Source organism: Paenibacillus sp. 32352 (assembly GCF_002042965.1).
GTDB lineage: Bacteria > Bacillota > Bacilli > Paenibacillales > NBRC-103111 > Paenibacillus_S > Paenibacillus_S vulneris.
Genome location: NZ_MZNT01000007.1, coordinates 82,327 through 102,492, shown reverse-complemented (window position 1 = coordinate 102,492; position 20,166 = coordinate 82,327). Strand labels below are relative to the sequence as shown.

Here is a 20,166-nt window from a genome sequence, read left to right as displayed (position 1 = left end):
CAGGTTAAACGGAGATCGATATCTTAATCAACCGTCCTTTCGTTTGGACGGTTTTCTTTTAGTCGAAAATCAACATTATGCTTTAACATAGCCATTTTTATAAATTATTAACATTAAAATATAACAGAGCCAACATTAAAGTATCCAGGTCTGCTGGTAGCTGGCGATTGGGTCGGTCCGGAAGGAAGGCTCGCCGATGCGGCTATGGCTAGCAGTAAGATAGCTGCCCAAGAAGCACTTCGTTATATATTGTAATAGATCAAATCAAAGTACCTTCCCAAGCCATAGTGAATAGCCTATGTTATACTTTCCGAAGGGAATGAGTACCAGGATGTATAATGCCAGGGTTATTTATCCATATCCATACTATATTGGAGCTCCAATGTATAACTATGCTAGGCCGCCTATGTATTGGGCAGTTCCATACAGCACAGATTTTCCGTACCGATCGGGATATCGGCAATCATCGAATATGAATGGAGACATCGAGCTAAAGGATAACGGAAGCGCACCCTTTGTTGTAGATATTAGTAAAGCAGCAGAGCAAAACAGCACTTTTCGAACGGTCATATGGACAGGAAAACATTTACAAGTTGTCCTGATGAGTCTCCGGCCAGGTGAGGACATCGGATTAGAGGTGCACCCGAACGTTGACCAATTCTTGCGTATTGAAGAGGGGCAAGGTGTGGTTCGCATGGGCAAGACAAAGGATAACCTGGATATGGAAAAAAGGATCCAAAGTGACTCCGCAATCATGGTCCCTGCCGGAACATGGCACAACATCATCAACACGGGTAACACACCACTTAAATTATATACTATCTACGCACCCCCTCAACATCCGTTTGGTACGGTTCATAGAACAAAAGCAGATGCCATGGCCGCAGAATAAAATACGTTTCATACAGATATTACCTGTAATCTGATGCTGCAACTGACACGTTGTGTGTGAGCAACAGCATAATTCAGCCAGTGGATTCCGTTGATTCTGCTAGCTCTTTACCTTTCACAACATGTACCACCAAATAGAAGGTTGAAACGCTAGGTGACTTAAGCTCATTTCCATTTAACAACAATCCTGCTTAGGGGATAGAGGTTGAGAAAACAGACACAATATGCTTTGTGTTCTTAGAACAACATTTATTCCTAAGGAGATATGATCATGACAACAACCAAAAAAGAAGAAATCGTAACTCAAGAGCAAATCGCAAATAAAGTAAAGGCTGAAGTTGCTAGTGAGTTGACCCCATTGGAAAATCAGCTTAACCAGATTCAAAAAATTTTAACCCAAGTCCAAAACCCTTCCCAAGGCTCTGCTTCCACGGGTTCCTCTCAAAACCAGCAGCAGCTTGGCCAGCTTGTAACTCAAATGAATCAATTTAACCAACAAGTTCAAAACCAGCAAAAGCAAGCTCTCCAGCAGCTTCAGCAATCGATTCAGCAAGCTAGCCAAACTTTGAACCAAGCCAATCAAACGGTTCAATCCTACCAAATGCTGAGCCAAATGCAGCAGCTTATTCAACAATCCCAACAATCCGCTAACCAAATGAATCAACAAGGCTTCAACAACCAAAGCAATATGGGCATGAATCAAATGCATTAATCAGGATTTTGACCATTCACGCGGCTTGCGTTTCGGCGTAAGCCTTCTTTTTTAATATAAAGGTGAAGAGGAAAGGGAACATTAGCTATGCTGATCACAGCTTTTGTCTTACTATTGATTACTCTCGCTATTGGCATTGCAGCTTGGATAAACTTCCCCAAAAAAGACATAACCATTGATCATAAGGACAATTTGGAGCACCGCCAAAAATTAAAAGAAGCCGTAAATATTGAAGCTGCTCAAGAATTTCATCCATTTGAAGTAATCAAAGATTATGATAAAAACAACAGGAAAGAAACGAAAAAAGCAACAGCTCAGCTCAATGTCGTTCCTAACAAAGTGGAAAAACCGGACAAAAAAACGATGCCAGCCGTAACAAAAAGAAGCGTACAGAAAGAAAAAAGCCAGGCTCAGATTATTCCTCATAAAGCTGGAAAAAAGGCTAAAAGCTCAGTGCAGACTGTTCCGCATAAAGTAGAGGAGAAGGCAAAAAGTCCAGTCCATGCTGTACCGCCAAAAGCAGAAGAGAAGGCAAAAAGTCCAGTCCATGCTGTACCGCCAAAAGCAGAAGAGAAGCTAAAAAGTCCAGCGCAGACTGTACCTCATAAGGCAGAAGAGAAGGCAAAAAGTCCAGTCCAGGCTGTAACGCCAAAAGCAGAAGAGAAGTCAAAAAGCCCGGCTCAAACCGTATCTCATAAAGCAGAAGAGAAGGCAAAAAGTCCAATGCAGGTTGCACCGCCTAAAGCAGAAGAGAAAACAAAAAGCCCGATTCAATCTGTATCGCCTAAACTTGAAGAGAAGTCGAAGCCTCCTATGCAGGCAGCGCCTCAACATGCGGCAGAGACAAGCAACAGCTTTAACCTTGTAGCGTCTATAGCAGACAGTCCTATTCCTGCTGCCCAAGTCACGTCCATAAATAATGAGATCGCTAATCAAGAAGGCTTTAGTTCAGCCTTAAGTTCCACAGCAGGCTCCATGTCGTTGGAAAGACAGTTAGATAACATGGAAGTAACGGAAAATCAGCTTCAGATCAATGTATATCATGAGCTTGTAAGAAACTTGGACGAGGCATCACATATTTTGGAACAAATAAATGAACAGGTAAAACTGGTTGTAATCATGAATACTATGGATAATGAATTTACAAAGCTAATATCGTCAGCGGAGATGAGTCCGTAGTCCGTAGAAAGTAGGTCCAGAGGTTACATAAATATAGGAGCTCTACACACAAATTTTGTACCATCGCTAATAGCGGTGGTTTTTTTATTTGGTGGACGTTCATCTAATCGCGTTATTATTTACCAGCATGCTTATTTTTATACATCAGAACGGATTCGTAGCAGCTTCTCCAGGGGGCTAATCTGGGCTTCAAGTTCGACCAAGGCGAACAACGGGTTGACGAAAGGAAGCATTCAAGATAAAATGAAGCAGTAATTTAGTAAATTAGTAATTTAGTAAATTATAAAAAGACAGCAATATACTAACGAAAAGAGGAAATACAATGAAATTGCCAGTTGCTTTGAAGCACACCCCTGTTGTTGTAACAGAAAACTACGATCAAGTGGACGGCCGATTCGCCGGGAACACGGATGTGAAACGTCTTTCGCTGGGATTACACCGGTGGAAGGAGAGCGGAAAGGCTAATGTTTCAGCTAAAGTGTGGGGTGATGTGGGGGAAGAATGGTCAGGGCAAACAGGAGAAATCCCACTGCATCGTATTCTTGACTTATCCATACTGATTTGCCGGTCTTTAGCGCATTTTCGCGATGCATACAGATACGAGCATTTCTATGATCCGCAGGAGCCGACGATCGACCGGATTGGTTTGCAAGGGAGCTCCATGACTATAGCCATTTGCACTGACAATGAAAGAATCAATGAAGAGATAAAGCTGTTCAGCCAGGCTCTAAGCGATGAGGATGAAATCATCGGAGAACGATTACGTGCGTTATCAACAATATTAACGGATATGGGGTATTAAACATGTTGTCTAATCGTTATGTTCGAACGGTTATCCTGTCCCGAATTTTGCTGCAATTGGGGATTTGGATACGAAATTATGCAGTGCTTTTATATGTGACTAATTTGACTAGTAATAATCCGGTTTATGTTTCCCTGATTTCGGTTGCGGAATTCGCTCCGATCTTTCTTTTCGGCCTGATTGGAGGAACCTTTGCCGACCGATGGCTGCCGAAACGGACCATGGTATGGAGTGATCTTCTTTCTGCCTTATCAGTTGGGGCTGTTCTGTTAACCGTCATGAATGGCGGGTGGATGGCACTTCTCATTGGGTCCTTTATCTCCGCCAGCTTGTCTCAATTTTCTCAGCCATCGGCTATGAAGCTGTATAAGCGGTATGTGAAGGTTGAACAGCTGCAGGGCGTGATGGCGCTATCCCAAACGATTGTCGCTATCTTTACCGTGCTAGGCCCGGTAATCGGTACCTTTATTTTCCTGCAGTTTGGAATTCATACCTCTCTCATACTGACAGCCATTCTATTCCTGGGGTCTTCCATAGTGCTTACATCGCTTCCCCGTGATTTGGTAGAACCGAAAACTCACGATGCCGGCGGCTTCTTAAAGGAATTGACAGCCGGGCTGCGTTATATTGGGGCTAATCCATCCTTAAGAACGTTAAGCTTGACCTTCTCGGTTGTCGGATTGGCATCAGGACTGACTCAACCGCTTCAGATCTTTCTGGTCATTGAAAATTTGGGACTGGATAAATCCTATTTGCAGTGGTTCGTCATGGCCAATGGCGCAGCTATGCTGGCAGGGGGAATTGCCATTATGGGGATAGCCAAAAAGGTAAAGCCCCAGATGCTGCTCATGGTAGGGCTGCTTGTCGCTGCCGTCTGTACGATTGGAATAGGCGCGTCGAAGATCATTTGGCTGTCCATCGTTCTTTTGGTGATCAGCGGTCTATTTTACCCCTGTATTCAAGGCGGAATCCAGACATTAATCGTGCGGAACACAGAAGGAGCTTATATGGGCCGGGTTTCGGGGGCTATCACGCCTGTCTTTATGGGAATGATGGTTATCGGTATGTTTATTTCAGGGTACTTGAAGCATTCCATTTCCTTGCTGGCTATTTATGCGGTGAGCGGTGGTTTGATTATTCTCGGTGCAATGCTTCTGCTGCCCATCATCATTAAGAAAAAAAGCCAATACGAGAGTGCTCAGCGCAGTAACGGATAGGAGATGAAGTGAAATGGATAACTATGAAGAATTCTGTTTGTCGCCTGGAAGGCGGCTGACGGATGCGGAAAAAAAGCTGGTTTGGAACAAACCAATAACCCATAAGGCTAGTGATGAAGAGCTGCGAATCACTAAAGAGGTTAAGCGCAACTGGAATCGCGGGGAAATGAAAATCGCCAATATTTTATTAGAAGGTGATGCCGGTTCCGGGAAAACGCAGCTTGCTAAGGCATTATCCGCTAATTTTGGGCTCCCTTATACGAAAGTCACCTGCTTTGCTGATATGGACAAATCCGATATAATTGGTGCGATATTACCTGTCCTATCCTCCGAACGATTAGAAAAGATGGAGCCTGAAGAGCGAACCATGTTAAAAGTGATGTATGAGAGCGATGGATTTCGGGGCTTATCCGAAATTTTGACGGCGGCATTGGGTATCACCGAGGAACAGGCTGCCTTGAAAATGAAGCAGTTGCTGAAGCAAGCCTCAGAATACACGGATGGTGATGCGGTTGAGTACCGGTTTTACCCATCGGAGATCGTTAGAGCCTATCAGAATGGTTATCTTCTGGAGATTCAAGAGCCTAACGTCATTCGCGACGCTGCGGTATTGATGGCATTGAACTCGGCCTTGGAGCTGGATGGCAGCATCAACCTTCCCACGGAAATCGTTCACAGACATCCGGACTTCGTAGCTGTAATCACCACCAACCGGAGTTACGCAGGGACCAGGCCGCTAAACGAAGCGCTTCGCGACAGAGTCCAGCATACGGAGAAGATGGATCTGCCGACCAAACAAGTCATGGTGGAACGTACAAAGGCAAAGACTGGTTACCAGGATGAAAAGGTACTAAGCATTTTAGCGGACACCATTATTACTTTGGACAAAACAGCCCGCGCTAATGCGATCAAAGGTGTGGCAGGGATGCGTTCCTTATTCTATTGGGCGGATGCAGTTGCTGGCGGAGACTCCGCGAAGGAATCTCTTTATTATAAAGTCATTTACAAAATAACGACGGATTCCGAGGAAATCAAGCTCTTGGAAGAAGCGCTCCAAAGCAATGGCTTGCTGTCCGGCTTAGAGGAATTAGAAGCTGACGTAAAAAAAAACGAAATTGCTCCGAGGCCATAGAGATCAGTGCAGATGGAGAAATGGGCAGCACGGACTTGGACAATGATAAGACGGAAGAAAAAGGGATCACGCTTAAAAAGTCTTCTGACAGTGAGGAAAGCTCTTTTGATGCAATGAATGATTCTACTCATATGGAACGTTCCGATTTCCTGGAAAATGGCTCTCCCATCTATCATCAAGCCAAGCCCGAGCAAGAGTCGGAGGAGAGAAAACAAAAAGAACGTGATTTCCGGAAAAAGCTGAATCGAGCTGCCAGGGAAACTGTATCGGATTCTATTCACAGCAAGGTCAAGCTCATCGTGCACCGCCCGGATTACGATCAGGAAAACCAGCAGGAATATGACAGTTTATATGCTGGACTAAAGTCTATTGTAAGGGAAATTGCCAGAAAGACGATGCCGCTTTTAGAGCATGAGGTATCGTCCGAATTTGCGGGAAACCGTTATTATGGCAGCAAATTTCAAGCAAATAGTGTTGCTTACCGGGATTATCGGTATTTTGCCAAAAAACGTCCGCCTACCGAATCCCCTTCTCTTGTGGTTGGATTAAGAGTTGATGAATCGGCATCTATGTCGGCTTTCGAAAGATTAGAAGCAGCCAAGCGGGCAGTCATCGCGGTATATGAATTTTGTCAAATGTGCAGGATTCCCATCATGATCTACGGGGATACTGCGGACGTGTCCAAGCTGGAGCAAATGTCCATCTTTGCTTATGCCGACTTGGATCATACCGATTCCAACGACCGGTTCAGATTGATGGGGATTCGGCCCAGAAGCAATAATCGTGATGGAATGGCCTTAAGAATTATGGCGGAACGGCTGGCCGCTTCATCGCAGCAGACTAAGCTGTTGATTAGCATCAGCGACGGTCAACCTAAAGCAATGGACGTTTATTCCGGAGATTACGCAGCTGCGGACATGCAGCAAACTATAGAAGAGTATGAAAGAAAAGGCGTTAGATTTTTCGCGGCTGCAATAGGTCAGGACAAGGATATTATTAGTGAAATTTATGGTCATGACAAATATTTGGATATTTCCAATCTGCAGACATTGCCGGAGCAGCTAGTACGAATGATCTCGAGATTTTTATAACAATGTATGGTTTCATTATGACAAGGAGTGAAAAAGAATGGATATGAATAAGCGCAAGGAGCTTGTTGAGGCCTATAAGCAGATGAAGACGTATATGGGAGTAGCACAAATCAAGAACAAGGTCAACGGCAAAATCTTTATCGATAGCTATCCTAATTTGAAAAATAAATGGTTTACCCTGCAAATGCAATTGGACATGGGGCGATTTGCGAATGCAGAGCTTCAGAAGGACTGGAAGGAATTTGGAGCCAATGCGTTCGAATATGAGGTGCTGGAGCAGAAGGAAGCCGATAAGGTAACCGATATGCGTTGGGAGCAAAAGCAAATACTCAAGCAGTGGCTCGAGAAGCTGCAGCCCTACGGGGATAAGGGATATAACAAGCCTCTAAAGAGCTAAAATTATATGTAAAGACAAAGCAGGAAGGGGACCCAATTCCATATTAGGAGATGAAGGAGACTTAGGTACATCTCTTATCTCATGTAGGGAGGGAATGCGAGCAGCCGTAGCTTGGGATTATTCAACATCCGATGCTGCGCTGTTCCTTTTTTTACTTTCCTTTCATGCTAACCTGTCGAATTGACTATTGAAGAAAAGCAAGCTACAATTATGCATTGATTTAGTAAATAAGTAATCGAGTAAATGAAGTTATGGAAAGAGGGAACATATGAAAATACCTACGACTTTAAAGCATAAGCCCGTTGTCGTATCGGAAAACTATGAGCAGGTTGACGGCCGGCTGGCCGGGAACACGGATGCCAAAGGTCTTTCCCTGGGACTAGCCCAATGGAATGATAGAGGGAAGGTCGACATTTCTGCCAAGGTTTGGAGATATACAGGGGAAAAATGGTCAAGACAATCAGAGGAACTGCCTTTTCATCGTGTTCTGGATTTATCCATCCTGATCTGCCGGTCGTTGGAGCATTTCCGTGAAGCCTACAGATATGAGCATTTATATGACCCTCAGAAGCCCGTGATCGACCGGATCGGTCTGCAGGGGGATGCGATGACCGTAGAGATTTGTACGGATAATGAGAGAATCAATGAAGATATTAAGCTCTTCAGCCAAGCTCTGAGCGACGACGATGAGATGATCAGCGAACGTCTGCGCACATTATCCAAGCTTTTAAAGGATTTGGGATATTAATAGGCCGTGAACGGGACTGTTCAGGTTTGAGCCGGAAATGAACGCCTAGCCGTTTGATCTTCTATTGAAGGCAAACCGAATGCCATGCTTCATGTACATAATCCGCCATGATCGGAAATACTAACCTGGTCACGACGTAGGGCAGAAGGAGGCACTCGGCTTATGCCAACGATACAAGCCAACAGGACGAAGATCATCGAAGAAATTCAAAAGCTGTCCCGGCCGCTCGCCGGACCGGATGCGATGAATCCGATTATAGAAGCCGCGGGAGCAAGCCGCTTTGTCTTGCTGGGAGAAGCATCCCACGGCACTTCAGAATTTTATAAGCTGCGGTCGGAGCTGACCCAGCGATTTATTCAGGACAAAGGCTTCCGGTTCATTGCCGTAGAAGGAGACTGGCCCTCCTGTTTTATCGTTAACCGCTATATTAAAGGACTGCCGGGTGCGGCTTCTAACGCGGAAGAGGCATTGCAGGACTTTCACCGCTGGCCGGCGTGGATGTGGGCAAATCAGGAGATTCTGGAGCTGGTAGAATGGCTCAAGAGCTTCAATGCGGAAAGGCCGCTTGCGGAGCGGGTCGGCTTCTATGGATTGGATGTATACAGCCTGTGGGAATCGATGGAGCAGATTGTCAGCTATCTGGAGCGTACCGGTTCGCCTCATGTACAGAAGGCCAAAGCCGCGTTTGAATGCTTCGACCCGTACGGCAGGGAAGGGCAGTCCTACGGCATGTCGGCTTCGCTGTTCTCTGAAGGATGCGAGGAGGAGGTCGTGCAGCTGCTGGCCAAGCTCAGGACGGAACGAAGCCGAACGCAGGACCCTGAGGAAGCGGCGCTTGACGCGGAAATCAACGGCCTCGTTGCCGTGCATGCCGAACAGTACTACCGAGCGATGATTACCAAGGATGTTGAATCATGGAATATCCGCGACCGTCACATGGTCGAGGCGCTAAAGCGTATCGCTGCATTTTATGGTCCTGATGCGAAGGCCATAGTCTGGGAGCATAATACACATATCGGGGATGCCCGGGCAACCGATATGGCAGCGGATGGCATGATCAACGTGGGGCAGCTGCTTCGCGAGGAGTACGGGCCGCACGAGGTGTTCGCCGTCGGCTTTGGCACGCATCACGGAACGGTCATGGCTGGCCGCGCTTGGGGGGAAGACGCAGAAGTAATGGAGGTTCCCGAGGGAATACGCGACAGCTGGGAGGATCTGCTGCACCGCAGCGGTTCGGGCAAAGACCTGATGTTGATGCTGCGAGATGTCGAGGAAACGTCGGAGCTCATGCACTCCGTCATTGGACATCGCGCAATCGGCGTGGTGTACCACCCGCAATATGAACGCGGTAATTATGTGCCGACGAAGTTACCGAAGCGTTACGATGCATTTCTATTTATCGATGAGACTAAGGCCGTACAGCCGCTAGCTCTTGTGCCGGTATCGTGAATCCGGCAGGTGGTTGAATGCCGTATGTGAGAATGAAGCCCCGTTGTGCAGCGATTCATCAACTGCGGGGCTTTTATACAATGGATCAACTTCTTGGCTTGAGATGAGTTCAATCCTGGAAGGTGTCAATACGGCAAATGCCGAGTACGATATTTTCAATATACAAAATGAGATTCAAGTGATATGATATAGAAATAAGTAAATTATTCCAATAAAAATACTGTGTATTAGGTCGTGTCGACCATTCTTTTGGAGACTCTGAAGCACGGAAACAGTCATGTATGGCTGTGCCTGCCGAAGGGTCTTTTTGTGTTGTTTCCTTATGATGACATGTAACCGACAAGGAGGTGAATCGGGTTGAGCAGTAATAACCAGAAATGCCTGGCCAGGGGGTATGACTTCAGCCGGCAGCTCGGGTTTGCACGATCGCCGCCCGTTAACCGTAAGTTTACTGCTGTACGCTAGTCCGCATTCCGTTGCAAATATTGAATATAAGGGAGGAACATTCCTATGGCATCGCCTGATAAACTCGTTCGCATTGGTGATATTTTATATAAAATTGAAAGACCCTGGTCCCTTCTGAAGCCGGATCATGCTGCAATCCAATCCATCAGTCATCTTACGGTGGACGAGAGTGGACGGTTGTATGTTTTGCGGCGCGAGGATCCTTTTCTGCTTATTTTTGCTCCGGATGGCACGCTTTTGGACGAATGGCGAAACAAGGATACAGATGGCGGCCATTACGTACATGTTTCGACGCAAGGCAATATCTACATCGCGGATTGGCACCATCACCGTATTCTTGTCTACAACCCGCAAGGGGAGCTGCTGCAAGCGATCGGGGACGGTTTGCCAGGCTTTAACGCACCTTTTAATCATCCGACGGATATCGCTACTACGGATGACGGTCAACTGTTCATTTCAGACGGCTACGGTAATTCCAATGTGCATCATTTTGATGCCGCAGGCAACCACATCAAAACTTGGGGAGGCCCGGGCATGGGACCAGGGCAGTTTTCAACGCCGCATGCGATTGCCTTGGACGGGCAGGGACGGCTGTGGGTCACGGACCGCGAAAATAATCGCGTACAACTATTTGATCAGGAGGGTGCCTACGTAAAGGAAATTGGCGATTTGTACCATCCGATGGACATTTTTATCGACCGGAAGGGACTCGTATACGTTACGGATCAAACTCCGCGTCTCAGCGTATATTCTCCCGAAGGGGAATTGGTAGCGAGAAACAAACCGGCCTCGTTAGCTCACGGTGTCGCTGTAGACCCCGACGGCATCATTTACTTGGCGGATTTATCGCCGAATCTTATTTTGAGGCTGGTCCCGCTTTCTTAAACAGGCGACAGAAATAACTAAGTAGAGCGCCTGCCAGGAAGGCTGTCATTTTGGTGATGTCGATATTTTTTTAAGGAAGGGGGGATGCCTGGTTTAATTCCTACTATATACATATGAATACAATATATTAAAAGAAAGGAAGCCCACTATATCATGTTTTCTTATAAAAGAATTTTATATCGCACCGGGCGCTTCTTTCTAACACTAACGCTGGCGGCTGCTGCAGCTCTTATGCCGATCGCCTCCGTCTCCGCACAGGAAAATGAAACCATACAAAGCGCAGCTCATTCCCGAAATGCTTTATCGGTGGATGAGCAGGAACAGACCGTTACCATCAGCAATGGAATCGTAACGGCCACTGTAAACAAAGGGAGCGCTCAATTGACCTCCTTAAGCTACAAGGGCGGGCCCAACCTGCTGGCGAACGGCGGAAGCGGGTACTATATTTTGAATTACAGCAAAAACGGCAAAGCTCTCAAATTCGCACCTTCCCGCGAGCTGAAGTATACCTTGACCGCCTGGGATTCGCAGCACGTAGACATCTCGTTGTCCGTCAAGGACCCGGCCGTCATCCCATTTGAATATGATATGCATTTTGTGCTCGTGAAGAACGATCCCGGCTTATATACCTACGAAATTCTAAGGTATCCGGAAGAGGTTGAGGGAGGTGCCTCTATCGGTCAAGGTCGGTACGCGATCCGAGTCGATCCGAACATCTTCAAATACTATGCGGTGGATGACCAGCGCAAAGGGGCACTGCCTCGACCAGAGGATCTCAAGAATGGTGAGGAAGTGATGGATGCGACCGTTAAGCTGCCGAATGGCGAAGTATATACCAAGTACAATCATATGGTTTACGTCGGAGATTTTGACGTAACCGGCCTGTACGGCGATCAAATCGGGATTTCACAAATTCGTCCAAGTAACGAGTTTGCCGGAGGAGGCCCCATGCAGCAAAGAAATACGCTGCACCAGACTGAGACCACTCCCATTCTTCTATGGCATGATTATGAATCGCATATGGGCAGAGATGCCCTCACCCCGACGAAGGGTTGGGAAAAGATTTATGGTCCCACCTTCTTCTATATCCACGAAGGCGATGGGCTGGACGCTCTTTGGAATGATGCCAAACGGAAGGCCGATTCAGAACAGAAGAAATGGCCTTATCGCTGGCTGAATGATCCTCTTTATGCTTCCGACTCCCGTGGAAGTGTGAGCGGACAGCTCAAGGTATCGGACGGGACGTCCGCCAAGGATGCTTGGGTGATTCTTGGGGAGCAGGATGAAGATTTCCAGAATCAGAATCTGGACTACTTGTACTATGCGCGGGCGGACGAGAAGGGGCGATTCGAGATCCCGAATGTCCGACCGGGGCGATACACATTGTTTGCTGTAGTGAAAGGAGAGTTCGGGCAGTTCAGGCAGGACGGGGTTGAAGTTAAGGAGCATGGGCGAACGAGGCTGCCTACCTATGTCTGGACGCCAGAGCGTTACGGCACTACCTTATGGCAGATTGGAATACCCGATCGGACAGCTGGAGAATACCGCCATGGCGATGATTATCACCAATGGGGGAATTGGCTGGACTATCCGCTCGATTTCCCTCATGGCGTCGATTTTTACATCGGCCGCAGCAACGAAAGAACGGACTGGAATTATGCGCATCCGGTCAATGCGACGCCAGGAGAGCCGAGTCAGGTGAAGGTACCCTATGACAAATCGCTCACTCCTTGGAGGATCCGCTTCGATCTCGATAAACCGCTAACGGGCAAGGCCACACTCACAATTGGTCTGGCCAGCTCTCGCAACGGATCATTGCAAGTTGCCCTTAACGGACAATCCATAGCGAACTTGACTGCACTGCCGGGTCCCAAAAGCGACTCCGCCATGCCGAGGAGCGCTATTCACGGATTTTACAGGGAGATTCGAATTCGCTTCGACGCCTCGCTCCTTAAGTCCGGGTCCAACGTGATAGAGCTTAAGCATGCTCAGAACATCTTCGACGAACAAGGCAATCGGATTCGCGATCTCTATACCAGCATAGAGTATGACGCGATTCGCCTGGAAGTGGATTCACAAACTGCCCCCTGAGCAGGATCAGACAATTTTTTTCTGGCATCATTCTGGTTGTGTAGCTTCGAAACAGCTGGAGTGCAGCCTGACGCCCCCGGCAACTTATACCGGAGCCTGGTGAGGAAATGAAATCGTTAAAAAAATGGAGAACTAGAATACGGAGGAGTGGAAAAGACAGATGAAACCATCGAATTTTATGCCGATTATTGCTTTGATTTTGATATTAATGCTAAGCGGATGCGGGAAAGCTGCAGAGACGAAACCGGCGCCAGGCGCACCCTCGACAACGACAAGTAATTCAACTGCAACCCCATCTCCCTCACCTGCTCCTGCTTCGACTAGTGAGAAGGCCAAGCTGAAGGTTGGTATATCGGCGGGTGTGGAGGAAGAAATTTGGAAGAAAGTAAAGGAAACAGCGGCGAAAGACAACCTGGATATAGAGATTGTCACGTTTAACGATTACATACTGCCAAACAAGGCGTTGGCAGATGGCCAACTGGACGCCAATGCTTTCCAGCATGAGCCTTATCTGAATCAATTCAAGGCCGATAACAAGCTCGATATCGTTAAGCTCGCCAATACATTGAATTTTCCTATCGGCTTATACTCCAAGAAAATCAAAAACGTCTCGGAAATTAAAGAGGGGGATGAGCTTGGTTTACCGAATGACCCGACTAACGGCGCACGAGCTTTGATTTTGTTTGAACGGGCAGGATTGATCAAGCTGAAGGAAGGTGTCGGGGTGAAAGCCACCGTTCGCGATATTGCAGATAATCCGAAAAAGCTCAAATTCAAGGAACTGGAGGCGCCGTTCATTCCAAAGGCATTACCGGATCTTACTGCAGCGGTCATTAATACGAACTATGCGGTGGATAACGGTTTTGTGCCTACCAAGGATGCCATTTTTATAGAGCCGAAGGATTCCCCTTGGGTAAATTTGATAGCTGTTCGTACAGCCGATAAAGATAAGCCGGTATTCCAACGATTGGTGAAGGCTTACCATTCTGAAGAGGTGAAACAGTTTGTGCTGGACAAATACGGAAGTTTCATCGTACCTTCCTGGTGAGAAAAACAAACGGGTCTCTTTCCAACTGAAAGGGGCCTGTTGTCTTTCGTTTTTTATTCATCATTGAGAGAGGTGACGTATTATGATTGAGTTGATCAATGTCAGCAAAACCTTTGAACAAAAGGGTGCGAGCATCGAAGCAGTCAGGGAGGTAGACCTTTGTATCAAGAAAGGGGAAATATTCGGTATTATCGGATATAGCGGAGCCGGAAAGAGCTCACTTCTTCGCTGTATCAATTTTTTAGAAAAGCCAACGTCCGGCAGCATCAGGATCAATGGGGTGGAAATGTCGCAAGTAAACGAGATAGGGCTCCGGATGATGCGGCGAAAGATGGGAATGATTTTTCAGCATTTTAACTTACTTTCATCGGGAACCGTGTATGAGAATATTGCTGCGCCTTTGGAGCTGGCGAAAGTTCCCAAGAAGCAAATCAAGGATAAGGTTAGGCAGCTGCTGGAGCTGGTTGGACTTCAGGATAAGGATAAGGCCTATCCGCGACAGCTGTCAGGCGGGCAGAAGCAGCGGGTCGCGATTGCGAGGGCTCTTGCCAACGATCCGGAGGTTTTACTCTGCGACGAGGCTACGTCAGCATTGGATCCCCAAACGACAGACTCGATTCTTGATTTACTTATGGATATAAACCGTAAATTCAACATTACGATAGTAATGATTACACATGAAATGCATGTTATCAAAAAAGCTTGCGATCGCGTAGCGGTCATGGAGAATGGCCGTATTATTGAGCAGGGCACGGTCATCGACCTGTTCCAGGCGCCGAAAACCGAGACTGCCGCGAAGTTTATCAAGAGCGTATTGGATACGGACTTACCCGCCAAGCTTCAGTCTCTATTACAAAAGCAACCGGGCATAATCATTCGAGCTTTGTTCAGAGGAGAGTCCATAATGGAGCCGCTTCTGGCCAATGTAACAGTAAAGTTCGATGTGCGGCCAAGTGTCTTATTCGGTCATATCACAGAGTTGAAGGACAATATCTTCGGTGCTTTGGTCGTACATATTGCCGGAGAGTCCGATGCTATCGAGCACGGAATGCACTACTTGAAGGAACATGGTCTAAGAATCGAGGTCATTCAGGATGTTCGATAGATGGTTGGATAAAACCGATTTTTATTTGAAATCCATTAATGAAACACTTATTATGGCCGGTTATTCTCTAGTGATTTCAAGTGTAATTGGATTGCTTCTGGGAGTACTCCTGGTAGTGCTTCGGCCCGGCCATCTATATGCCAATACAAGCGCGCATCATGTGCTGAATGTAACCATCAATATTCTGCGTTCTATCCCTTTCATCATTATTATGGTGGCCATTATACCTTTAACCAAATGGATCGTTGGAACGACAATCGGCGTAAAAGGAGCTATCGTTCCATTAGTCTTTTATACGGCTCCCTATATATCACGGCTGGTGGAAGCGGCACTCCTGGAGGTCGAACCCGGTGTCATCGAGGCTTATCAGGCTATGGGCGCTACCAAATGGCAGATTATTTATCGCGTCATCTTAAGAGAAGCCCGGCCGTCTTTGATTCTTGGGCTATCGATCGCCACGATCGGTCTGGTAGGTGCATCCGCAATGGCAGGAGTGATGGGAGCCGGGGGCTTGGGGGATGTGGCTATTCGGTACGGCTATCAGCGATGGGAGCCTGATGTGATGTATACCTCTGTCTTCTTGTTAGTAGTGATCGTTCAGATCGTTCAGATGTTAGGGGATTGGCTATCCAAGAAGCTGAGGAAGTAGCGAAATTTCATTTGGTTTTCATTTAGGCAGGTTATAATACAGTACATCATTACGAAAGGGGATGTAGACATGCCATCGCGGGAAGCTCAATCCATGAAAAAATCGCTGTTTCCTCCCAGAGAACAACTGGGGATTGTTCTTGTAATCCTGCTATCTGTGCTCCTTGTGCTTTGGGAATTATGGAGTCTATTTCATCTTCCGTCTGAAGCTGTGCATAACCGCCGGTTTGAGCATACTTTTAAAAATTTCGGGTCGTATGCAAGGCTTGCCTTATTTTTTGTGCTGGCCAATTATGTGCTCATGGCTGCAATGAAGCAGCGTTTGGGGGAACGATTCAGAAGTATAAAGAAATGGCTTGCTGTCCTGCTTCGATTCGTACGCAGGTGGCATACTCCTGTGGCGGTAGTTGCCATTGCCCTCATTCTATTGCATGCGGTGGCCGTGTTTATGTACGGCTTTAAATGGAACTTTAGTAACATCACAGGATTGCTTGCCCTGATTGTATTACTGCCTGTGCCCGTTTCAGGGGTGTTTAGATACAAAAAACTGGACCGCAAATGGCATTTGCGCTCCGGCCTTGCGTTTGCCGTTTTATTTTTGATCCATGCTTTCCTATAAGGCTATGCATTTCGTTAGTAAGCTCGAAATCAAACTTGAACCCTCTCCCATAAGAAGAGGGTTCAACCTTTTTAACAGTATTTATAAATTTCGGGGCTCCCCGCAAAGTACCTGAATAAGCTTCGAAGCCAAGGCCCCACTTTGTGGGGTTATTTTAATCAGGCTTCTACGAGCTCAGGTCTTTGAACTTGAAGCGGCGGCGGAACGAGCCAGCCTTTTTCCTTACTCATTCTTAAAATCTTCAAGCCAAGAAAGGCTTTGGTAGCATGGTATTTTCCAAATAATGCTCCAACATCTTCCCGGATGCAGGTTCCCATAACTTGGCTGCAAGCGACTAATCCCGCGGAGTTCTCCACTGCTATTAAGGATGCGATCTCTGGATCCGTCAGCCTTGCGCCTACAGGAATATCTTCAAGCTTAGCCTCCGGTCTTTGCGGTAATGCCGGTGAAGGGGCGATTCCGTTTTTCGTTAGAATAGCATCACATTCGCTGCTTTCTAATTCTGCCTGGTCAATGATGTCACTCAAAAGACGTTTAAGATCTTTATCTCCCGCGTGATACTGGTATGCTCGACAAACCGATACGCATCCTTTGGCTTTCATGGAAAATTGCCATAAATCATGAATTTCCCCGTAATGCAACGGTTCGTCCTTCGGATTTCCGCTTAAAATACCCACACCAACAGCTCCTTTTGTAGTTAATCATGATGCAACGCAAGTTATTGTGACCAATGTAAGGCTGCTTATACCAGAAGGTTTATGTAAATCTGTGCCGACTCAGGCTCTTCCTATTCTAAACCGGCCGCAGCTGTGCTATAGTATCAAGGTACGACAACTAAAGAAGAAATTCCGGCAGAGCAGCCGTTCTTTTGAAAGATCGGCTGGGAGCCGGGAGAGGTTCGCGAACTCCCTCTATAAAAAACTATCCATGAGCGGCAGCCTCTACAGGCAGGTCGTTCTTGGCGTTCGGCGCGAAACGGGACAACCGGATCGCGCCGAATTCTTTAGGGACCCATTCGAGAATCTCTCTCTTCGCACTAAGAAGGGGAGATGCAGTATGAACAAGAACAAAGCCGTCGTGGTCTTCAGCGGCGGGCAGGACAGTACCACTTGTCTGTTCTGGGCGCTGAAGCGTTACGACGAAGTAGAGACCGTTACATTCAACTACGGTCAGCGGCACAAGCTGGAGCTGGAGGTAGCCGCAGGCATAGCGGAAGAGCTTGGAGTCAAGCACCATGTGCTCGATATGTCATTGCTAGGCCAATTGGCTCCGAACGCGCTAACGCGCAGTGACATCGCCATAGAGCATGAAGAGGGAGCGCTTCCCACTACATTCGTCGACGGTCGCAATATGATTTTCCTTACCTTCGCAGCTATTCTTGCAAAGCAGGTCGGAGCGAATCATATCATCACGGGGGTTTGCGAGACGGACTTCAGCGGCTATCCCGATTGCCGGGACATCTTCGTCAAATCGCTGAACGTCACGCTTAACCTGGCGATGGACTATCCGTTCGTGGTCGAGACGCCGCTGATGTGGCTGGATAAGAAAGCAACGTGGGCACTTGCCGATGAGCTCGGCGCCTTCGATTTCGTGCGCAAGCGGACGTTGACCTGTTATAACGGCATTATGGCTGACGGCTGCGGTGAATGTCCCGCCTGCAAGCTGCGCAAGCGGGGGCTGGACGAATACTTGTCCTCGTCGCCGGGCAGGGAGGCTCGCATCTGATGCTGCAGCAAATATACCCGACCATTTCTCACAATTTCGAATATGAACTGAACAAAGATATGCAGTTCGCCGCAGCTCACTATGTCCCGTCCGAGGAAGCGGGCAAGTGCAGGCGCATGCACGGTCATACGTATTATGCGAATGTGACGATAGCCGGCGACACGCTGAATGCATCCGGCTTTCTCGTCAATTTCGCGGAGATCAAGCGGCTCATTCATGATCGTTTCGACCACACCTTACTTAACGAGGATACCGATAACTTCGACGACGAAAATCCGTGCCTGTTCCCGACGACCGAAGTCGTCGCACGAACGATCGGTCGGATCGTGCAGAACTATCTGGACCAAACCGAGAATCGGCCTGTCTGCCTGCAGGTCTTCTTACGCGAGACGCCGACAAGCTACGTCGTATATCGGCCGAAGAGGAAAGCGGGGGACGGACGATGAGTGGCAGTACGATCCCCGTTATGGAAATTTTCGGCCCGACCGTGCAGGGGGAGGGCATGGTGATCGGACGTAAAACGATGTTCGTCCGGACTGCGGGCTGCGATTACCGATGTGCCTGGTGCGATTCCGCCTTTACATGGGACGGCTCGGGACGAGACGATATCCGCCTTATGACACCGTCAGAGGTGCTCACGGAGCTGAAGGAGAAAGGCGGCGAAGGCTTCGACCATGTGACGCTTTCCGGCGGCAACCCAGCCTTGCTGCCCCAACTTGGGGGGCTGATCGACCAGTTACGGGCGCTGGGAATGGAGGTTGCATTGGAGACGCAAGGGAGCAGGTGGCAGGATTGGTTCCTGAGCATCGACGACTTAACGCTATCCCCCAAGCCGCCCAGCTCAGGTATGGTTACTGATTGGGGAGTACTCGACGATATCGTTCGAAGACTGGAGCATAGCCGCGTCGGCTTTAGTCTCAAAGTCGTCGTATTCGACGAGGCGGATTTGGCCTTCGCTGCAATCGTTCACGAGCGGTATCCAACGGTTCCTTTCTATCTGCAGGCTGGAAACGGCAATCTGGAGGAGAAGGAGCCGGGTCGGATGCTTCCTTATTTACTGAAGCAATATGAGTGGCTGGTCAGCTCCGTGATGGCGGATGACAAGCTGCGGAAAGTGCACGTGCTGCCCCAGCTTCATACGTGGATTTGGGGTAACAAGAAGGGCGTATAACACGTTAACGGCAACAAATGTAAAGGATGGGATGAACATGGCTGGAAGAAGTCAAGAAGAACTAACCGGCGTCACACTGCTGGGCAATCAAGGGACGGCATACCGCTTTGGATATTCGCCGGAAATACTCGAGTCGTTCGATAACAAGCACCCGGATCGCGATTATTTCGTCAAATTTAATTGTCCCGAGTTTACGAGTCTCTGCCCGATGACGGGGCAGCCGGACTTTGCAACGATATATATTTCCTATATTCCGGACCGCAAGATGGTCGAGAGCAAGTCACTCAAGCTGTACTTGTTCAGCTTCCGCAATCATGGCGATTTTCATGAGGACTGTATGAACATTATTATGAACGATTTGATTCAGCTTATGGAGCCTCGCTACATTGAAGTATGGGGCAAATTCACACCGCGGGGCGGGATCTCCATCGACCCTTATTGCAACTGGGGCCGTCCTGGCACCAAGTACGTGCAAATGGCGGAGCATCGTCTGTTGAATCACGACCTGTATCCGGAGAAAGTCGATAATAGATAGAATAGACGCAATGAACGGCGCGGCGGCTGGCAGATAAAAACTGTCATGCCGCCGTTTTTTTCGCAGCAATCAGCTTTTGCTAGTTATGAATAAAATTGTATAACTTAGGCAATCTAGTCTTATGTATTTGTTGAGAATAGAGGAAATTTTATGTGGCACAGCTTCATTAGTTACTTACCAAAGCTGTCTGTCTGGATTGGGGCATTCATCTCCTTCTTGATCCCCTATAGCATTGACCGGATATTTCACTTCATAT

Annotated in this window: 21 protein-coding genes and 1 riboswitch; of the genes, 20 read left to right on the top strand and 1 reads right to left on the bottom strand. The window is 47.7% G+C overall.

Annotated features, from left to right (window positions below; all coding sequences use genetic code 11):
• Positions 1 to 331: 331 nt before the first annotated feature.
• The 16 genes from B1728_RS17575 to B1728_RS17500 all read left to right on the top strand — a co-directional run bounded on the left by B1728_RS17575 (position 332) and on the right by B1728_RS17500 (position 16,479).
• Complete coding sequence (locus tag B1728_RS17575) at positions 332 to 892, top strand: cupin domain-containing protein (protein ID WP_079911600.1); 561 nt, start codon at positions 332 to 334, stop codon at positions 890 to 892.
• Between the two features lie 270 nt (positions 893 to 1,162).
• On the top strand, positions 1,163 to 1,603 hold the full coding sequence (locus B1728_RS17570; RefSeq protein ID WP_079911598.1) for a hypothetical protein: 441 nt from the start codon (positions 1,163 to 1,165) through the stop codon (positions 1,601 to 1,603).
• Between the two features lie 87 nt (positions 1,604 to 1,690).
• Positions 1,691 to 2,782 (top strand): hypothetical protein, encoded by a 1,092-nt coding sequence (locus tag B1728_RS17565; protein WP_079911597.1) that lies wholly within the window; start codon positions 1,691 to 1,693, stop codon positions 2,780 to 2,782.
• 322 nt (positions 2,783 to 3,104) lie between these two features.
• Entirely contained in the window at positions 3,105 to 3,584 is a 480-nt protein-coding gene (locus tag B1728_RS17560; RefSeq protein WP_079911595.1) for a DUF6530 family protein, read from the top strand.
• Between the two features lie 2 nt (positions 3,585 to 3,586).
• Positions 3,587 to 4,801, top strand: a complete 1,215-nt coding sequence (locus B1728_RS17555; RefSeq protein ID WP_079911594.1) for an MFS transporter — start codon at positions 3,587 to 3,589, stop codon at positions 4,799 to 4,801.
• Positions 4,802 to 4,814: 13 nt separating this feature from the next.
• Positions 4,815 to 5,933, top strand: coding sequence for an AAA family ATPase (locus B1728_RS17550; protein ID WP_079911592.1), 1,119 nt, complete (start codon positions 4,815 to 4,817; stop codon positions 5,931 to 5,933).
• A gap of 20 nt (positions 5,934 to 5,953) precedes the next feature.
• On the top strand, positions 5,954 to 7,024 hold the full coding sequence (locus B1728_RS17545) for a vWA domain-containing protein (RefSeq protein WP_079911590.1): 1,071 nt from the start codon (positions 5,954 to 5,956) through the stop codon (positions 7,022 to 7,024).
• Positions 7,025 to 7,061: 37 nt separating this feature from the next.
• Positions 7,062 to 7,421: a GIY-YIG nuclease family protein gene (locus B1728_RS17540; protein ID WP_079911588.1), complete on the top strand. Its 360-nt coding sequence runs from the start codon at positions 7,062 to 7,064 to the stop codon at positions 7,419 to 7,421.
• Between the two features lie 268 nt (positions 7,422 to 7,689).
• Positions 7,690 to 8,169: a DUF6530 family protein gene (locus tag B1728_RS17535; RefSeq protein WP_079911586.1), complete on the top strand. Its 480-nt coding sequence runs from the start codon at positions 7,690 to 7,692 to the stop codon at positions 8,167 to 8,169.
• A 162-nt stretch (positions 8,170 to 8,331) separates the two neighbouring features.
• Entirely contained in the window at positions 8,332 to 9,618 is a 1,287-nt protein-coding gene (locus tag B1728_RS17530; RefSeq protein WP_079911585.1) for an erythromycin esterase family protein, read from the top strand.
• A 510-nt stretch (positions 9,619 to 10,128) separates the two neighbouring features.
• On the top strand, positions 10,129 to 10,968 hold the full coding sequence (locus B1728_RS17525; RefSeq protein WP_079911584.1) for an NHL repeat-containing protein: 840 nt from the start codon (positions 10,129 to 10,131) through the stop codon (positions 10,966 to 10,968).
• Positions 10,969 to 11,121: 153 nt separating this feature from the next.
• Positions 11,122 to 13,059 carry a polysaccharide lyase family protein gene (locus tag B1728_RS17520; protein ID WP_079911583.1) on the top strand — a complete coding sequence of 646 codons (1,938 nt, stop codon included), beginning with the start codon at positions 11,122 to 11,124 and terminating at the stop codon, positions 13,057 to 13,059.
• Between the two features lie 160 nt (positions 13,060 to 13,219).
• On the top strand, positions 13,220 to 14,107 hold the full coding sequence (locus B1728_RS17515) for a MetQ/NlpA family ABC transporter substrate-binding protein (RefSeq protein ID WP_218672307.1): 888 nt from the start codon (positions 13,220 to 13,222) through the stop codon (positions 14,105 to 14,107).
• Positions 14,108 to 14,189: 82 nt separating this feature from the next.
• The gene (locus B1728_RS17510; RefSeq protein WP_079911582.1) at positions 14,190 to 15,212 is read left to right on the top strand and encodes a methionine ABC transporter ATP-binding protein; all 1,023 of its coding nucleotides are present in this window, start codon (positions 14,190 to 14,192) and stop codon (positions 15,210 to 15,212) included.
• Entirely contained in the window at positions 15,202 to 15,861 is a 660-nt protein-coding gene (locus B1728_RS17505; protein ID WP_079911581.1) for a methionine ABC transporter permease, read from the top strand. The genes B1728_RS17510 and B1728_RS17505 overlap by 11 nt, the downstream gene beginning before the upstream one ends.
• 93 nt (positions 15,862 to 15,954) lie before the next feature.
• Positions 15,955 to 16,479 (top strand): hypothetical protein, encoded by a 525-nt coding sequence (locus B1728_RS17500; RefSeq protein ID WP_144027906.1) that lies wholly within the window; start codon positions 15,955 to 15,957, stop codon positions 16,477 to 16,479.
• Between the two features lie 158 nt (positions 16,480 to 16,637).
• On the opposite strand, the gene B1728_RS17495 is transcribed toward B1728_RS17500, so the two are convergent.
• Positions 16,638 to 17,156, bottom strand: a complete 519-nt coding sequence (locus B1728_RS17495) for a DUF3231 family protein (protein ID WP_079911579.1) — start codon at positions 17,154 to 17,156, stop codon at positions 16,638 to 16,640.
• A gap of 210 nt (positions 17,157 to 17,366) precedes the next feature.
• A riboswitch (PreQ1 riboswitch) is annotated at positions 17,367 to 17,410 on the top strand.
• Positions 17,411 to 17,535: 125 nt separating this feature from the next.
• Between B1728_RS17495 and queC the strand changes: the two genes are divergently transcribed.
• Genes queC through queF form a run of 4 tightly spaced genes read left to right on the top strand, consistent with a single transcriptional unit; the run spans position 17,536 to position 19,910 of the window.
• A complete protein-coding gene (gene queC / locus B1728_RS17490; RefSeq protein WP_079911577.1) occupies positions 17,536 to 18,204 on the top strand; it encodes a 7-cyano-7-deazaguanine synthase QueC in 669 nt (222 codons plus the stop codon).
• The gene (locus B1728_RS17485; RefSeq protein WP_079911576.1) at positions 18,204 to 18,650 is read left to right on the top strand and encodes a 6-pyruvoyl trahydropterin synthase family protein; all 447 of its coding nucleotides are present in this window, start codon (positions 18,204 to 18,206) and stop codon (positions 18,648 to 18,650) included. The genes queC and B1728_RS17485 overlap by 1 nt, the downstream gene beginning before the upstream one ends.
• Positions 18,647 to 19,375 (top strand): 7-carboxy-7-deazaguanine synthase QueE, encoded by a 729-nt coding sequence (gene queE / locus B1728_RS17480; protein WP_079911574.1) that lies wholly within the window; start codon positions 18,647 to 18,649, stop codon positions 19,373 to 19,375. Before B1728_RS17485 ends, queE begins: the two co-directional genes overlap by 4 nt.
• Before the next feature lie 37 nt (positions 19,376 to 19,412).
• Positions 19,413 to 19,910 (top strand): preQ(1) synthase, encoded by a 498-nt coding sequence (gene queF, locus B1728_RS17475; protein ID WP_079911573.1) that lies wholly within the window; start codon positions 19,413 to 19,415, stop codon positions 19,908 to 19,910.
• Positions 19,911 to 20,166: the final 256 nt, after the last annotated feature.

Bases quoted from the DNA above. Each gene is read 5' to 3' on its own strand.
- queE (WP_079911574.1), top strand. From the start codon at position 18,647: ATGAGTGGCAGTACGATCCCCGTTATGGAAATTTTCGGCCCGACCGTG.
- B1728_RS17560 (WP_079911595.1), top strand. From the start codon at position 3,105: ATGAAATTGCCAGTTGCTTTGAAGCACACCCCTGTTGTTGTAACAGAA.
- B1728_RS17545 (WP_079911590.1), top strand. From the start codon at position 5,954: ATGGGCAGCACGGACTTGGACAATGATAAGACGGAAGAAAAAGGGATC.
- B1728_RS17575 (WP_079911600.1), top strand. From the start codon at position 332: ATGTATAATGCCAGGGTTATTTATCCATATCCATACTATATTGGAGCT.
- B1728_RS17555 (WP_079911594.1), top strand. From the start codon at position 3,587: ATGTTGTCTAATCGTTATGTTCGAACGGTTATCCTGTCCCGAATTTTG.
- B1728_RS17525 (WP_079911584.1), top strand. From the start codon at position 10,129: ATGGCATCGCCTGATAAACTCGTTCGCATTGGTGATATTTTATATAAA.
- B1728_RS17505 (WP_079911581.1), top strand. From the start codon at position 15,202: ATGTTCGATAGATGGTTGGATAAAACCGATTTTTATTTGAAATCCATT.
- B1728_RS17515 (WP_218672307.1), top strand. From the start codon at position 13,220: ATGAAACCATCGAATTTTATGCCGATTATTGCTTTGATTTTGATATTA.
- B1728_RS17485 (WP_079911576.1), top strand. From the start codon at position 18,204: ATGCTGCAGCAAATATACCCGACCATTTCTCACAATTTCGAATATGAA.
- B1728_RS17520 (WP_079911583.1), top strand. From the start codon at position 11,122: ATGTTTTCTTATAAAAGAATTTTATATCGCACCGGGCGCTTCTTTCTA.
- B1728_RS17540 (WP_079911588.1), top strand. From the start codon at position 7,062: ATGGATATGAATAAGCGCAAGGAGCTTGTTGAGGCCTATAAGCAGATG.
- B1728_RS17535 (WP_079911586.1), top strand. From the start codon at position 7,690: ATGAAAATACCTACGACTTTAAAGCATAAGCCCGTTGTCGTATCGGAA.
- B1728_RS17550 (WP_079911592.1), top strand. From the start codon at position 4,815: ATGGATAACTATGAAGAATTCTGTTTGTCGCCTGGAAGGCGGCTGACG.
- queC (WP_079911577.1), top strand. From the start codon at position 17,536: ATGAACAAGAACAAAGCCGTCGTGGTCTTCAGCGGCGGGCAGGACAGT.
- B1728_RS17530 (WP_079911585.1), top strand. From the start codon at position 8,332: ATGCCAACGATACAAGCCAACAGGACGAAGATCATCGAAGAAATTCAA.
- B1728_RS17500 (WP_144027906.1), top strand. From the start codon at position 15,955: ATGAAAAAATCGCTGTTTCCTCCCAGAGAACAACTGGGGATTGTTCTT.
- B1728_RS17510 (WP_079911582.1), top strand. From the start codon at position 14,190: ATGATTGAGTTGATCAATGTCAGCAAAACCTTTGAACAAAAGGGTGCG.
- B1728_RS17570 (WP_079911598.1), top strand. From the start codon at position 1,163: ATGACAACAACCAAAAAAGAAGAAATCGTAACTCAAGAGCAAATCGCA.
- queF (WP_079911573.1), top strand. From the start codon at position 19,413: ATGGCTGGAAGAAGTCAAGAAGAACTAACCGGCGTCACACTGCTGGGC.
- B1728_RS17565 (WP_079911597.1), top strand. From the start codon at position 1,691: ATGCTGATCACAGCTTTTGTCTTACTATTGATTACTCTCGCTATTGGC.